Consider the following 13,408-nt stretch of genomic DNA (forward strand, 5'->3'; position numbering starts at 1 on the left):
CTTGCTGGCGTAGGCGCTTTCTGCGAAAACATTCATGTCTGAGCCTATCCGTTTGATTGTTGGCCTGGGTAATCCTGGCCCCGAGTATGAAACCACCCGTCACAATGCGGGGTTTTGGTTGGCAGACCAGTTGGCCGATGATCTGCATGCGACGTTCAACCTGGAAAAGTCCTTTTTCGCCTGGGTGGCTAAAGCGCGTTTTGAAGGTGAGAACGTCATCATCGCCAAACCTATTACCTTCATGAACAAGTCCGGACAAGCCGCCGGTGCTTTGATGCGTTTTTACAAACTCAAGCCCGAACAAGTGCTGGTTCTGCATGATGAGCTGGATTTATTGCCGGGTCAGGTCAAGATAAAAAAAGGCGGTGGACACGCCGGACATAATGGTCTGCGTGACATCCAGTCTGCCTTTGGTACACCAGATTTCTGGCGCTTGCGCTTAGGCATTGGTCACCCCCGCACCTTGGGCTTGGCTCAGCAAGTGGTGAATTTTGTTCTGCATACCCCCCGCAATGAAGAGCTGCGTGAGATTGAAGACGGTATGAATCGTTGCCGAGTCATGATGCCTGCTTTGCTGCGTGGCGACTTTGAGCAGGCGACCCGCCAGCTTTATGCACCCCAGAAGGCTTGACGCATGAAGCCAGCGCCAAGCAGCCAGATGCGTTTCCGGGACGAGCTTAAAGATTTCTTTTACTTTCTGCGTCACCCACGCAGCGCCAGGCGCTTGCCAGGCAGAGTGCAGGGCGATGGCTGGTATCTGGACTGGTTTGCCCCCTTGCCCTGGAAGCGTCTGCTGCAATGGGCGGGCATGCTTTGGTTGATTAATGCGCTGGTACTGGGGCCAATTGCTGTCTCGGTAGCGGGTGTGGGCGGCGCGCAGCATCGGCTGGACCCGACGCGTATTCCCTGGGTGCAAGCCATTATCTGGGCACCTATTGTGGAAGAACTGGTTTTTCGTTTTGTGCTTAGACGGCCATCACAATGGCTGACGGTTGTTCCGCTGGCGGTGTTTCTGATGTTTCAGGGAGCAGGCTGGTGGTTGATACAAGGTTTGCTGGTCTTGTGCCTGGCGGTCTGGATTAGCCGTTATACCGGCATGCCACGCCAGGCTTTGCCCGCCGGCAGCCGTTGGTGGCGCAAACTGGTGGGTGCCTTGCAGGGAAGGGCGTGGCGCTTTTCGTCTATGCGACGCTATTGGCGTTTCTTTCCCTGGGTGTTTTATGGTGCAACACTGGCCTTTGGCGCGCTGCATTTGTATAACTTTCAGCTCAACAGCATGAGCTGGTATTTGCTGCCTTTGCTGGTGTTGCCCCAATGCCTGACAGGGCTGGTACTGGCCTGGCTGCGAGTGCGTCGCGGCATTGGTGCCTCGATCGTACTTCATGCCATCTTTAATGGTGGCCCGGTCTTGCTGATTATTGGCCTGCTCAAGCTGTTTGACGGCATTCCTGTCTAAGCAAGCCCGCGTTTCAAGGCGCTATCCTGTGTCCCCGGCACGACTGTTCTGATCCGTCTGCAGGCTCTGTAGCGCCCAAGGGCGCTACAATAGCGCATCGTTTATATAACTCTTTGATTTTCAGGATACTCATGGCACTGCAATGCGGCATCGTTGGCTTGCCCAACGTTGGTAAATCCACTCTGTTCAACGCTCTGACCAAAGCCGGCATTGCGGCTGAAAACTACCCTTTCTGCACCATCGAACCGAACGTCGGCGTGGTCGAGGTTCCAGATCAGCGTTTGCAAGATCTGGCCAAGATTGTGAACCCCGAGCGCATTTTGCCTGCCGTGGTGGAATTTGTAGACATCGCTGGTCTGGTTGCTGGTGCTTCCAAGGGCGAAGGTTTGGGTAATCAGTTCCTGGCCAACATCCGCGAAACCGACGCTACCGTGCATGTAGTGCGCTGTTTTGCCGATGAGAACGTCATTCACGTAGCCGGTAAAGTGGACCCCCTGGCTGATATCGAAATCATCAACACCGAATTGGCGCTGGCTGACCTGGGTGTGGTTGAAAAAGCCTTACACCGTAATCAGAAGCTGGCTCGCTCAGGCGATAAAGACGCTGCCAAGCTGGTAGCCTTGCTCGAACGTATCGAGAAAGCGCTGGGCGAAGGCAAGTCCGTGCGTTCGCTGAAGTTGGACGAAGACGAGTTGCACCAGATTAAATCCTACGGCTTCATCACCGCCAAGCCCACTATGTACGTGGCTAACGTGAAAGAAGATGGCTTTACCAACAACCCGCACCTGGAAGCCGTGCAGAACTACGCTGCCGCTGATGGTGCCCCAGTTGTGGCCGTGTGTGCTGCCGTAGAAGCCGAAATCGCTGAGCTGGATGACGCCGACAAGATCGAATTCCTGTCCGATCTGGGCATGGAAGAGCCCGGCCTGAACCGCGTTATCCGCGCCGCCTACAGCCTGCTGGGTCTGCAAACCTACTTCACCGCAGGCGTCAAAGAAGTTCGCGCCTGGACGATCCGCGTGGGCGATACGGCCCCTCAAGCCGCTGGCGTGATCCACACCGATTTCGAGCGTGGCTTCATCCGTGCACAGACTATCGCCTTTGAGGACTTTGTCGCTTGCAAGGGTGAGCAAGGCGCCAAGGAAGCCGGCAAGATGCGTGCTGAAGGCAAGGAATATGTCGTCAAAGATGGCGACGTGCTGAACTTCCTGTTCAACGTCTAAGGATTTTTCAGAAGTCAGGAACGCTTGGTAGTGCCGTGTGTATGGTTAGACCTTTTGAAATCAAGGGCTTGCCATACATATTGGCCTTCCAAGCGTTTTTTTGTTCATTGATGTCTGAAAACAGCACTTTGCATCACCACCAATATGATCAGTGGCCAACATGATGCCCGGCATCTGCCCATAAAGAATCGAAGGCGTTTTCCCCTAGGGAAAACGCAAAGCCCAAAGTGTATCTTTTTGTTATAGTGTCGGCTCGCTTGTTCTAATGCATAGCGTTGGTATGTGCTATGACCTACGTACTTGGAGATACGATGCTGAATGGTTTGATCAAGGTGGGCGTGGTGCTCAGCCTGTCTGCTGTAATCGCAGGATGCGCTACCGAGCGCTCACAAAGTGTAGTTGTTCCAACAACGGCAGCCGCAGCCACTCGTGCTACCTACCAAGGTGAGCGTAGCCCGATTTCCATTGGTAAGTTTGATAACCGTACCAACTACTTGCGTGGTGTGTTTTCCGACGGCGTGGATCGTTTGGGAGGACAAGCCAAAACAATCCTGACTAGCCATTTGCAGCAAACAGGCCGTTTCCAGGTGCTGGATCGTGACAACCTGTCCGAGATTGCTCAAGAGGCGGGTTTCAATAAACAAGCCAGTCAGATCAAGGGAGCGCGTTACGTTGTGACGGGCGACGTGACGGCGTTTGGCCGCAAAGTGACTGGGGACCAGCAGTTGTTCGGGATTCTCGGGCGCGGCAAGGAACAGACGGCCTATGCCAAGGTTGATCTGAATGTGGTCGATGTCAGCACATCGGAAGTGGTTTTCTCTGCTTCGGGTGCGGGTGAATACGTTTTGTCGAACCGGGAAGTCATTGGCTTTGGTGGCACTGCCGGCTACGACTCCACCCTGAACGGGAAAGTCCTGGATCTGGCTATTCGTGAAGCGGTTGATCACTTGATCGAAGGCATTGAACGAGGCGCCTGGAAGCCTGCTGGCAAATAAGAGGCGGCCATGAGTTCACTTATGTTTTCCAACAAGGCCCCACGGTGTCCGCGCCTGTGGCGTGGTCTGCGCTGGGCGGGTATCTGCCTGTCAGTCGGTGTGCTGACGGCCTGCGCACAACCCAAAAGCCTGTATAGCTGGGACTCTTACCAGCCTATGGTGTATGCGTATCTGCAAGAAGAGGGTGAGGACTATGCAGCACAAGTCCAAACTCTTGAAGAGAATGTAGAGTCGGCGCGTGCGACTGACCAGGCCTTGCCGCCCGGTTTTCGAGCACATTTGGGCTTGCTCTATTTGAAGCTGGGTGATGGAGCGAAGGCCGTGGAGCAATGGGAAGGCGAAAAGAATGCTTTCCCGGAGTCGTCGCCATTCATGAACTTCTTGTTGCGCCACACCACGGCGCAAGCAGATTTACCCGCCCAAGCTCAATAAAAGGTTATTCCATGATCAATAATTTGATGCGGGTAGCAATGCTATCCCTGGCGATGACTTTGGTAGGGTGTGCTGCTCCACAGGCCGAAGTTGACTACTCGGCATTTCGTGAAAGCAAACCTGCTTCTATTCTGGTGCTTCCGCCGCTTAACGATTCTGTGGATGTGGCTGCCACTTCGGCGGTGCTGTCGCAAGCGACCATGCCATTGGCAGAGTCCGGTTACTACGTCCTGCCTGTCGCGGTGATGGAAGAAACGTTTAGGCAGAACGGGTTGGTCACACCAACAGATATCCACGATGTGCCAGCACCCAAATTGCGCGAGATATTTGGCGCAGACTCGGCACTATATATGACGGTGAAAGAGTACGGTGCGCAGTACGTCGTGCTGGCCAGTACGGTCACAGTTAGTATTGAGGCCGACTTGGTAGATCTGCGCACGGGTACCAAGCTGTGGAGCGGACAGAAGTTGGTCAGCTATGCGGGTGGTAGTGGTGGTGGGATTCTGGGCATGTTGATTCAGGCTGTGGTCGATCAGGTGATCAACACCTTGTCGGATCGTGGCTATCAGGTGGCCGGGATGACAAACCAGGCGCTGCTTAGCGCAGGCCAGCCTGGCGGCATACTTTATGGCCCCCGTTCGCCGCATTACGAAACACAGTAATGTGAGCCCTGCCCACTGGGCAGTATTCGTCAGCACCTTATGGACTGAACACCCGATGAAACTCATCGGGTGTTTTGCTTTCAAGCAATCGCCTGATCATCTTCCTGCTGCTTGCTCAAGCAACACATCCGCTCAATAAACCGGCGTTTCCCTGCTCGTCGCCAGATACTGACTGGGCGGCTGCCCTAATGTACGACGAAAAATAGTAGAAAACGCGCTGGGGCTGCTAAAGCCCAGATCCGAGGCCACTCGGGTTATCGGCTCCCCATTCCCCAAACGAGTAATTGACACCAGCAGGCACATTTGCTGCCGCCAGGCCAGGTAGGTCATGCCCATATGCTCCTTGAAGCGGCGGGTGAAGGTGCGGCGGCTTAGCATGGCCCAGGCGGCCATTTCGTCTGTAGAGATGTTCTGGGTCGGATTATCCAGAAAGCGCTGGCATGCGGCCCCTAATCTGCTGTCAGAGGGCAGGGGAGCACTCAGGCCCAGTCTGGGCATCAGCCGGATTTCTTCCACCAGCAACCCAATGACGTGATGAGTACGTCCGCAGTCAGTCCGTTCAGCCGGTAGCTCCATGGCCGCGCTGAACAGGTGCCGCAGCAGGGGGGAGACGCCGAACACCTGGCAATTATCCGGCAGTTGCGCCTGCTCGATGGCTTGGGGTGTCAGATAAGTGTTCACCATGGTGACATCACCGCGCATGTGCATTTCATGCGCCACACCCGGAGGTACCCACAGCGCCCGTTTGCTGGGCACTACCCAATTTCCTTTCTCCGTGAACATCGACAGGACCCCCGACGCCGCATAAGCCAGTTGCCCGCACTGGTGCACGTGGTTGGGAAAAATCGATCCTGATGTGAAGGCGCGCAGGCTGACTTCCACATCCCAGTTCGAGTTTTCCAGAGGGTAGTCATTCAGAGAAATACTCATGGCCCAATTTTGCCAAAAACTGACCCGCTTTTAAAGGTGTGAATTTGGTAGTCCCCATAAGATCAGCAAACATCAATTACTTGGGGATAAGAGGGAATGGAGGATTTTGAGTATTTAACGGTGCAACGGGAAGGCGCGGTGCTGCTGGTGGGCTTGAACCGACCAGAAAAACGCAACGCCATGTCCTTGGCAGTGATGCATGAATTGCGGCGGGTTTTTTCCACTATAGGTAGCGAGATTGGGGCCGCCGTGCTCTACAGCACCAGCAAGCATTTTTGTGCTGGCCTGGATTTGGGTGAAGTGCGTAATCAGTCGGTGATTGATTGCGTGCACTTCTTTCGCGAATGGCACGACACCTTTGAGTTGATCCAGTACGGCAAGGTGCCCGTGGTAGCCGCGATGTCGGGTGCCGCCATTGGTGGCGGTCTGGAAATTGCCACGGCCTGCCATATCCGCGTGGTCGATGAAACCGCATTTTTTTCTTTGCCTGAAGGGATGCGTGGTCTTTACGTCGGCGTGGGTGGCTCCGTGCGTCTGCCGCGTCTGGCGGGTTTGAGTTTGATGACAGACATGATGCTGACGGGACGTAGCGTTTATGCCGAGGAAAGCCTTGCCAGAGGTATTGCTCAATACCTGACTCCTGTTGGTGAAGCCTTGAGCAAGGCCAAGGAGCTGGCCAAGACGATTGCCTCCAATCTGCCCATGACGAATTACGCCATCACTCATGTATTGCCGCGTATTACCGATCAAAGTCAGCAAGACGGCTTGCTGACCGAGGCCTTGATTGCCGCCGTTGTTCAGTCTGATCCGGAAACCAGCACCAGGCTGGCTGACTTTTTGGACAAGAAAAAGAACAAGGTGAGCTAAACCCGGCATCGACAAGAAGCAGAAGTTTCTCAACTAAATCGCCAATCAAGCAATTGCTATGACTTGGCATCAAAAACAAATGAGCAGTAAGGGAGATCTGTATGTGTGGTTATGTCGGGATGTTCTCTGCAGTCCCTACGGACTTGCCTAGAAATATGTTTGATCAGGCACTGCGTGAAATCCATCATCGCGGGCCAGATAGTTCCAGCACCTGGTTTGATCCCATGGGGCAAGTGGGTTTTGGTTATGTACGACTTGGCTTGGTGGGGTTGGGAAATGGTACCCAGCCTATCGTTGCAGACGAGGGCGACCTGGTCCTGATGGTGAATGGTGAGTTTTATGACTACAAGCGCATTCGCAAAGAGCTGGAAGAGAGCGGCTGCCGCTTCAAGACGTCTTCGGACAGTGAAATTGCGCTGCATTTGTACCGGCGTCATGGCGTGCGCGCTCTTAAAGAGCTGCGTGGCGAGTTCTCGATTCTTTTGTATGATCGCGCACGTCGTCAACTGATTGCGATTCGGGACCGGATCGGTGTCAAACCCTTGTACTACGCCGAGCACAATGGTCGCTGGTACTTTGGGTCCGAGATCAAAGCCTTGCTGGCAGCCGGCGTTCCTGCCCAGTGGGATGAGGACTCGTACGCGAATCGCTACTTCATTTTGCGCGATCGTACGGTGTTTCAGAAAATCCGTAGCGTGCGACCAGGCTCCTGGCTGATTGTGGATCAAAGCGGAGTCCAGACCGAGAGCTATTGGGATTGGAGTTTCCCGGATTCTGCCAAGGCCATGGAAGCCCGCTCTGAGCAAGAGCAAATTGAAGGTTTGCGCGCGGTGATTGAGGAGTCCGTCAAGCTGCGTCTGCATGCGGATGTACCCATCGGGGTGTGTCTGAGTGGTGGTCTGGATTCTTCGGCCATGCTGGGCATGTGTACTCAATTGCAAGGTCAGCAGTTGCAGGCGTTCCACCTTTCCTTTGAAGGGGAAGAGGGCTATGACGAGCGCCATTTTGCCGAGATTGCCGCCCAGCATAATCAGGCGCACATGAATGTACTTAGCGTCAGCTCCAACGACCTTGCAGACAATTATGAACATGCTCTCTGGCATGCTGAAGTGCCGTTCACCAATGCACACAGCGTAGGCAAGTACTTGCTGTGCAAATTCGTGCAAAACAATGGCATGCGGGCGGTGATTACGGGGGAAGGGGCCGACGAGGTCTTTGCCGGTTATCCCTATAGCCGTCGGGACATGGTCTTGTACGACAACCAGGGGCAGGATCAGGCCGTGGTCTCCGAGCTCTTGCAGCAGATGGGTGCTGGTTCCAGCCGTTATCTGGACAGCCAGGAAGTGGGAACTGCCTGGGTGAACCGCGAGTTGGGGCACAAGGTTTCCTGGCTGGACGGACAGGCAGGGATTTTTGATCCTTTGGCTAGTCTGTACAGCACCGGCTTTATGGACAGAAACGCGTATCGCGATCCTTACGGTCAGTTCTACAACCGCCTTAAACCGCATTCCTTTGCGGCTTGGTCGCCCGTGAATCGCGCCTTGTATATGGTCGCCAAATCCAGTCTGCCCAATCTGGTGCTGACTTCGCTAGGTGACCGTATGGAGATGGCAGGCAGCCTGGAAGGGCGGCCGCCCTTGCTCGATCACCGAGTCGTGGAATATGCGTGCAGCCTGGCTGTACCCATGAAGGTGCGCGGCAAGACGGAGAAGTACGCGTTGCGTGAAGCAATGCGGCCTTATCTGCCTGCTGAAATCTACGGGCGCAAAAAGCAGTACTTTCGTGCGCCGCCAGCTAGCTTGGCGCCTCAGTCCCGACTACATCAATTTGTCAGCGACACCTTGCATAGCGATCTTTTGAATCGTGTGCCCTTTTTTGATGCCGGTCGAGTCAGAAATTTCCTGAAGAAAATCCCCTCGCTTTCCAGCGAGCAGCGCTTGTCTGCCGATCACTTGTTGATGGAAATCGCGGGGCTTTGCTTGATGCAGAAGCGGTTTTCAATCAACTAGTGAAGCAGGCCGGGGGATTCGAACCCCCGGTCTTGTCTGGAGCTGTCGGACATGCAAAAAAAACACCTGATTCTTGCCATTTTGGTCACGCTGGTTTGGGGAGTGAATTTCCCGATCACCAAGCTAGGGCTGCTATCCATGGAGCCTTTTCTGCTGACGGGGATACGCTTTACCTTGGCGGCTTTGCCGTTGGTGTTCTTGATCCCCAAGCCGAATATTCCATTCCGCTATGTCGTCATTTATGGCTTTATCTTTGGCCTGGGCATGTGGGGGATTATCAACTATGGCATTGAGGTGGGTGTCCATCCGGGCGTGGCCTCGCTGCTGATTCAGCTTAGCGCCTTCTTTACCATGGGCTGGGGCGCCTTGCTGTTCAAGGAGCGCTTGCGAGCCACGCAGTTGCTGGGAGCCGTGATCGCGTTTGTGGGGCTGGTGGGGATCCTCTTGTCGCAAGGTGGTGGGGATGCCACCTTTGGGCTGGTGCTGGTCGTGCTCAGTGCCGTGTCCTGGAGTATCGGGAATGTGATCATCAAGCTCTCTGGTGTGAAGGAGATTTTCTCGTTCATGGTGTGGGCCAGCTTGTTCCCGCCTATCCCGCTATTTATCGTCTCGTACTGGCTGCATGGGGCCGAGCCTTTCACCACCTTGCCAGAGGCGATCAACCTGATGTCGGTGATGTCGATTCTGTTTCAGGTCTATCTGGCAACGCATTTTTCTTACTGGGGCTGGAATTCCTTGCTCAAGCTGTACCCGGTTTCCACGGTGGCGCCTTTGTCTTTGTTGATCCCGGTGTTTGGGCTGGGTAGTTCCATGCTGATACTGGGCGAGCAGGTTAGCTTTGTGGAGGCCCTGTCTATCAGCGCCATTATTGCGGGTCTGGCCTTTGGTCTTTATAAAGGGCCGGTGCGTCCGGTTTCCTATTCAGCGACGCGTTAGGAGCTTTTGGGGTTTGCCAGTAGGCGCAGAGTCCTTGTACGAGAAGCTGTCTACGGAGCCAGCCTAGACTTTGGAGTATGCGCGTCTGGCTTATGTCGGTCAGGTGGCGGATCGCTGTGACACAAGGGGAGAGGAAGCAGAACGTTTGGCGCAGGAACTACTTGGGAGCCTTAAGCAGGCTTTGTAAGGGTGCGTCAAAAATCACGCGGCTTTGATGCTTTGGAAAGCGTCAGGTTTCTCGCATAGAGGCAGTGAGTTTGATCGTGATATTTCAATTCGCTAAGCACAATAGCTTCAAGACCTTGTTGTCAGTGGGCAATTGCTGCTGAATTCGGCCCTCGGATCCACCGCCCTCAGTGTTCGCAGTCAAGATGACGGGGACGAGTCACCCATGTTTTTTCATCGCTACCAGGGTAGTCGTCTCCAGTGTTATCCGCGCCGCCTACAGCCTGCTGGGTCTGCAAACCTACTTCACCGCAGGCGTCAAAGATGGCGGCGTGCAGAACTTCTTGTTCAACGTCTGACCTGTGCCGAGGCAATAGAGTAAGGCTGGAGTGGGGGTATTGGTGTTCAAGAGCCCCCGCTTCAGCTTGTAGGTGTGTTTAGATTGATACTGAGGAAAACCAGGGTTCCCTGTGAGTTTGATTCAATATTGAAACTTCCCCCCAGACGCTGAGCGCGAGCAGCCATGCTCCGCATGCCTACACTGAGTCCGGCATTGAGTACGGAGTCCACGTTAAATCCAATGCCATCATCCTGAATACGTATATGTAGTGAGTCTGTGTCGGCTTGAGAGCAGACAATAGTGACTGATCGGGCGGCGCTGTGTTTAATAACGTTGGCCAACGCTTCTTCGATCAAACGAGTCAGGGCCAGACATATCAGGGTGCTAGGCTGTGTTTTCCAATGTTGATCCAGTTGCCAAGTGGACTGAATATTCAATTGCTCGAATAATCGCGTGAAGCGATGGCGTAACGGAGCAGCCCATTGAATGGGGGAGGTCGGAGCATTGGCCCCAGCGCTGGAGCCGTGGTCAATGACCTGACGCAAGTCGTCCCGCAAGGTTTTTAGCAAAGAGAGCATACGTTCGTTAGACAGTGCTACGGACGACTGTTCAACAAAGGCCATACTGCGCACCAGACTACCACCTAGGCCGTCGTGCAGATCATGCACGATGTCCAGGCGTTCACGGAGTGTGGCGTGTCGGATGGCCTGCGCATGTTCTCGCTCCAAAACGTCTTTCAGACTCTGGCGAGCAAGGGCGATACCTTGCTCCAGTTCAGTATTGAACGATTCAATACGTTGCATGTATAGAACTAGACGTGCTCCTAGCAGGGATGCCATGACTAAAGTGGCCATGAGACCCGCTATGGCCCCCCACATTTGATGGGCTTGCCAGCCTCCCAACAGACGTATTAAGTCGTGAATGCCGACGATAAGGAAAATGAGCCAACATGCGGCCAATAACAGGTGCTGAGGCTGTGGGTTGCGCCAGGCGATGATTTGGCAGTGCACACACGTAGCTAGAAAGATCAGGGCAGACGTTAGCCAAACCAGTTCAACTAGCGGACGGGGGGCGAAAAGCGAGATCAGTATACCCAAGGCGTTACATAACCAGAGGATGCGTTCTATGCGTGGCAGTGTTTGTCCGGTGAAGCGCCATGTGAACAAGCAAAAGCTCAATACATAAAGTTGAAAGCTGATATTGTTGGCGCGGGAGTACCAGAGTGTTGAGTTAAATGGCCAAGGAGACAGAGCCAGAATAGTAGACAGATAGACTACCCAACATAAGGACATGACAGCGTACCAGCCGTAGGCCCGTTCGCTACGGCGCAAGCACCAGACAGCAAAGAACACGCAGCCCAGTGCACTGGATAGGCCCAGGGTGATGTAGTAAATCAAGCGTTGACGCCAGACACTTTGAGTGTGCGTTTGTTGAATATCGGTGGCCAAACCGATCTTGACTCTCCCCAAGCCTGGTGACAAGGTGGCGGGGCCGGAAGTACGTATCCAGATGGTGTTTTCTCCGGCCAGTAAGGCAGGGGCAGGCAGTGTCCACCAGCGGGGCATATTCCAACTCATGGATAGAGGTTCGGTAAGTGATCGATCTCGCCAGAGTAAGGTGGAGTTAATGTAAATTTCTCCGGCCATGCTGATGCCGTCCACACTTACGCCAATGGGGGTGCGGAGTAGTTCCTCAAAAGGGCAATTTGTAGCCCAGGTGAGTTGATACCAGACAGCTCCTTCATGCCTTGGCCAGCGTGTTGTCCACAGATCAGGCAGGGTAATAGTCGTCCACCCGGTATCTGGTTTGACTGCGAGCTTATTGGTTTCAGGAGCCGCGCTGATTAAGAGGTTGTTGGGGATGCAATTTGGATTTCCTAAGGCGGGCTTACCCCAGAGGCTCAGTGTGATTAGCAATAAATACAGTAAGTGCGCTCCAGCGCGCAGGCTCATGGAATGACCCCACGTGCCCGTGCAGTCTTGATGGCCAGCGTTCGTGAGGAAACTGCCAATTTGCGATAAATCCGTTTGACGTGGCTTTCTACCGTATGGTGCGATAGAAACAACCGTTCGGCTATTTCCCTATTGGTCAGGCCATCAGCCACCAGAAGTAGTATTTGTCGTTCACGGTCACTCAGTCGCTCTTCTTGGGGGGCGCTGATGGTGGTAGGGAGGGTTGGCAATAGCTCGAGGATGCGTCGCGCAATAAATGGATCGATCGGGGCACCACCTCGCAGCACACTGCGTATTGACATAGCTACCTCAATATCATCCCGTTCCTTCAAAACATAACCGGTGGCGCCTGCACGCAACGCGCTCAAGATGGATTCTTCCGTGCTCCAGGCCGAGATAACCAGTATCCCCAGTCCTGGGTCATCTTTGCGCATCGCTTCTATCAGGCTTAGCCCGTTGCCATCGGGCAGCATCAAGTCGACTAGGGCTAGAGCGACAGGGCCCATATCTAGGCAGTCCCTGGCTTGTGCCAATGAACCCGCAAATAGTAAGGCGTCTTGTGGGTAGCCGAGTTGCAGCAAAATGTCTTGTAAACGCCGCTGCAGCAACGGCTCATCCTCGACGACCAGGACAGGGACCGGCAGGGCAATATCAACGGGAAGGAATAAAGAATCGCTCATGCCTGAAATCGGAGTGGTGGCTGTAGAAGAGGGGAGGGTGGAATCCACATCTCTTAGTGTCCTGGCATTCTAAGAGTATTAATACGCTTTGGACATGAGCAAAGCTGAAATCTTGCAGTGGGGATTGCAAATTACCGGGTTTCAGGGATATGGCAAAAAATGTCAGCACCGTAATATCTGGACATTAACTAAATTGCTGGGTCGTGAGGTGGTTCTATGACTCAGCGTTCCCATTTGATGGTCTATTTATATTCAATTACGGATCTACTATGTTTAAAGTCAGCTCATTTTTGCTTTCTGTTGTTGTGTTGGGTGGTAGCGTGTTGCCTACGACAGCTTCGGCAGCGGACCGGCGCGTAAAACTCGTTAACAAGTCGGGTGTTACCTTGGTGGAGTTCCACGCTTCGCGTTCGAAGGTTGGGGATTGGGAAGAAAATATTATTGCAGGCCAGCCATTGAGGTCTGGTCAATCCATGATCGTGAATGTTGATGATGGCACGGGCGCCTGTGAGTACGATTTTATGGGTACGTTTTCTGATGGTGATGTTGTGACTAGTATGGAGAATGACGTTTGCGTGTTGGAAGAGTTTACGTTTGAGTAATCCAGATAGATCTTGATCTATCCGTACATTTTGGTCGTGCCATAAGCACGTTTAATTGGCGAATTAAAGTACGGATGTCGCACCTTGTACGTATGCTTCTTTTCTTTGGGGGTCATATAGACAAGGCAGCCTGGAGAGAATTCAGCTCAGACTTTATAC

The 13,408-nt window shown here is 53.7% G+C and carries 14 protein-coding genes; 11 read left to right on the plus strand and 3 right to left on the minus strand.

Annotation, left to right across the window (positions count from 1 at the left end):
• The first annotated feature begins 34 nt into the window (after positions 1-34).
• The 6 genes from pth to OKX01_RS02860 all read left to right on the plus strand — a co-directional run bounded on the left by pth (position 35) and on the right by OKX01_RS02860 (position 4,768).
• Positions 35-631 carry an aminoacyl-tRNA hydrolase gene (gene pth, locus OKX01_RS02835; protein WP_094195613.1) on the plus strand — a complete coding sequence of 199 codons (597 nt, stop codon included), beginning with the start codon at positions 35-37 and terminating at the stop codon, positions 629-631.
• 3 nt (positions 632-634) lie between these two features.
• Positions 635-1,456 (plus strand): type II CAAX prenyl endopeptidase Rce1 family protein, encoded by an 822-nt coding sequence (locus OKX01_RS02840; protein ID WP_264672423.1) that lies wholly within the window; start codon positions 635-637, stop codon positions 1,454-1,456.
• Between the two features lie 131 nt (positions 1,457-1,587).
• Positions 1,588-2,679: a redox-regulated ATPase YchF gene (ychF, locus tag OKX01_RS02845; protein ID WP_123051074.1), complete on the plus strand. Its 1,092-nt coding sequence runs from the start codon at positions 1,588-1,590 to the stop codon at positions 2,677-2,679.
• Positions 2,680-2,990: 311 nt separating this feature from the next.
• Positions 2,991-3,674 carry a CsgG/HfaB family protein gene (locus tag OKX01_RS02850; protein WP_094195616.1) on the plus strand — a complete coding sequence of 228 codons (684 nt, stop codon included), beginning with the start codon at positions 2,991-2,993 and terminating at the stop codon, positions 3,672-3,674.
• A gap of 9 nt (positions 3,675-3,683) precedes the next feature.
• On the plus strand, positions 3,684-4,106 hold the full coding sequence (locus OKX01_RS02855) for a DUF4810 domain-containing protein (RefSeq protein ID WP_264672424.1): 423 nt from the start codon (positions 3,684-3,686) through the stop codon (positions 4,104-4,106).
• Positions 4,107-4,117: 11 nt separating this feature from the next.
• Positions 4,118-4,768 (plus strand): DUF799 domain-containing protein, encoded by a 651-nt coding sequence (locus OKX01_RS02860; protein WP_094195618.1) that lies wholly within the window; start codon positions 4,118-4,120, stop codon positions 4,766-4,768.
• A gap of 132 nt (positions 4,769-4,900) precedes the next feature.
• On the opposite strand, the gene OKX01_RS02865 is transcribed toward OKX01_RS02860, so the two are convergent.
• Positions 4,901-5,698, minus strand: coding sequence for an AraC family transcriptional regulator (locus tag OKX01_RS02865; RefSeq protein ID WP_264672425.1), 798 nt, complete (start codon positions 5,696-5,698; stop codon positions 4,901-4,903).
• Positions 5,699-5,794: 96 nt separating this feature from the next.
• Here OKX01_RS02865 and OKX01_RS02870 point away from each other — a divergent pair, with 96 nt between their 5' ends.
• The 4 genes from OKX01_RS02870 (at position 5,795) to OKX01_RS02885 (ending at position 10,034) form a co-directional block, all read left to right on the plus strand.
• Complete coding sequence (locus tag OKX01_RS02870; RefSeq protein ID WP_125277088.1) at positions 5,795-6,565, plus strand: crotonase/enoyl-CoA hydratase family protein; 771 nt, start codon at positions 5,795-5,797, stop codon at positions 6,563-6,565.
• 101 nt (positions 6,566-6,666) lie between these two features.
• Positions 6,667-8,574 carry an asparagine synthase (glutamine-hydrolyzing) gene (gene asnB, locus OKX01_RS02875; RefSeq protein ID WP_264672426.1) on the plus strand — a complete coding sequence of 636 codons (1,908 nt, stop codon included), beginning with the start codon at positions 6,667-6,669 and terminating at the stop codon, positions 8,572-8,574.
• A 51-nt stretch (positions 8,575-8,625) separates the two neighbouring features.
• The gene (locus OKX01_RS02880) at positions 8,626-9,510 is read left to right on the plus strand and encodes an EamA family transporter (RefSeq protein WP_264672427.1); all 885 of its coding nucleotides are present in this window, start codon (positions 8,626-8,628) and stop codon (positions 9,508-9,510) included.
• Between the two features lie 371 nt (positions 9,511-9,881).
• Complete coding sequence (locus OKX01_RS02885; protein WP_162988100.1) at positions 9,882-10,034, plus strand: hypothetical protein; 153 nt, start codon at positions 9,882-9,884, stop codon at positions 10,032-10,034.
• Positions 10,035-10,095: 61 nt separating this feature from the next.
• On the opposite strand, the gene OKX01_RS02890 is transcribed toward OKX01_RS02885, so the two are convergent.
• Together OKX01_RS02890 and OKX01_RS02895 are read right to left on the minus strand one after the other, a co-directional pair.
• Positions 10,096-11,592 (minus strand): 7TM diverse intracellular signaling domain-containing protein, encoded by a 1,497-nt coding sequence (locus OKX01_RS02890; protein WP_230019012.1) that lies wholly within the window; start codon positions 11,590-11,592, stop codon positions 10,096-10,098.
• Positions 11,593-11,963: 371 nt separating this feature from the next.
• Entirely contained in the window at positions 11,964-12,647 is a 684-nt protein-coding gene (locus OKX01_RS02895) for a LuxR C-terminal-related transcriptional regulator (protein ID WP_108728108.1), read from the minus strand.
• 269 nt (positions 12,648-12,916) lie between these two features.
• Here OKX01_RS02895 and OKX01_RS02900 point away from each other — a divergent pair, with 269 nt between their 5' ends.
• Entirely contained in the window at positions 12,917-13,249 is a 333-nt protein-coding gene (locus OKX01_RS02900; protein ID WP_108728107.1) for a hypothetical protein, read from the plus strand.
• The last annotated feature ends 159 nt before the right edge of the window (positions 13,250-13,408 follow it).

This window comes from Alcaligenes sp. SMD-FA (genome assembly GCF_025960365.1).
GTDB classification, from domain to species: Bacteria; Pseudomonadota; Gammaproteobacteria; order Burkholderiales; family Burkholderiaceae_B; genus Alcaligenes; species Alcaligenes aquatilis.

Bases quoted from the DNA above. Each gene is read 5' to 3' on its own strand.
- pth (WP_094195613.1), top strand. From the start codon at position 35: ATGTCTGAGCCTATCCGTTTGATTGTTGGCCTGGGTAATCCTGGCCCC.
- OKX01_RS02840 (WP_264672423.1), top strand. From the start codon at position 635: ATGAAGCCAGCGCCAAGCAGCCAGATGCGTTTCCGGGACGAGCTTAAA.
- ychF (WP_123051074.1), top strand. From the start codon at position 1,588: ATGGCACTGCAATGCGGCATCGTTGGCTTGCCCAACGTTGGTAAATCC.
- OKX01_RS02850 (WP_094195616.1), top strand. From the start codon at position 2,991: ATGCTGAATGGTTTGATCAAGGTGGGCGTGGTGCTCAGCCTGTCTGCT.
- OKX01_RS02855 (WP_264672424.1), top strand. From the start codon at position 3,684: ATGAGTTCACTTATGTTTTCCAACAAGGCCCCACGGTGTCCGCGCCTG.
- OKX01_RS02860 (WP_094195618.1), top strand. From the start codon at position 4,118: ATGATCAATAATTTGATGCGGGTAGCAATGCTATCCCTGGCGATGACT.
- OKX01_RS02865 (WP_264672425.1), bottom strand. From the start codon at position 5,698: ATGAGTATTTCTCTGAATGACTACCCTCTGGAAAACTCGAACTGGGAT.
- OKX01_RS02870 (WP_125277088.1), top strand. From the start codon at position 5,795: ATGGAGGATTTTGAGTATTTAACGGTGCAACGGGAAGGCGCGGTGCTG.
- asnB (WP_264672426.1), top strand. From the start codon at position 6,667: ATGTGTGGTTATGTCGGGATGTTCTCTGCAGTCCCTACGGACTTGCCT.
- OKX01_RS02880 (WP_264672427.1), top strand. From the start codon at position 8,626: ATGCAAAAAAAACACCTGATTCTTGCCATTTTGGTCACGCTGGTTTGG.
- OKX01_RS02885 (WP_162988100.1), top strand. From the start codon at position 9,882: ATGACGGGGACGAGTCACCCATGTTTTTTCATCGCTACCAGGGTAGTC.
- OKX01_RS02890 (WP_230019012.1), bottom strand. From the start codon at position 11,592: ATGAGTTGGAATATGCCCCGCTGGTGGACACTGCCTGCCCCTGCCTTA.
- OKX01_RS02895 (WP_108728108.1), bottom strand. From the start codon at position 12,647: ATGAGCGATTCTTTATTCCTTCCCGTTGATATTGCCCTGCCGGTCCCT.
- OKX01_RS02900 (WP_108728107.1), top strand. From the start codon at position 12,917: ATGTTTAAAGTCAGCTCATTTTTGCTTTCTGTTGTTGTGTTGGGTGGT.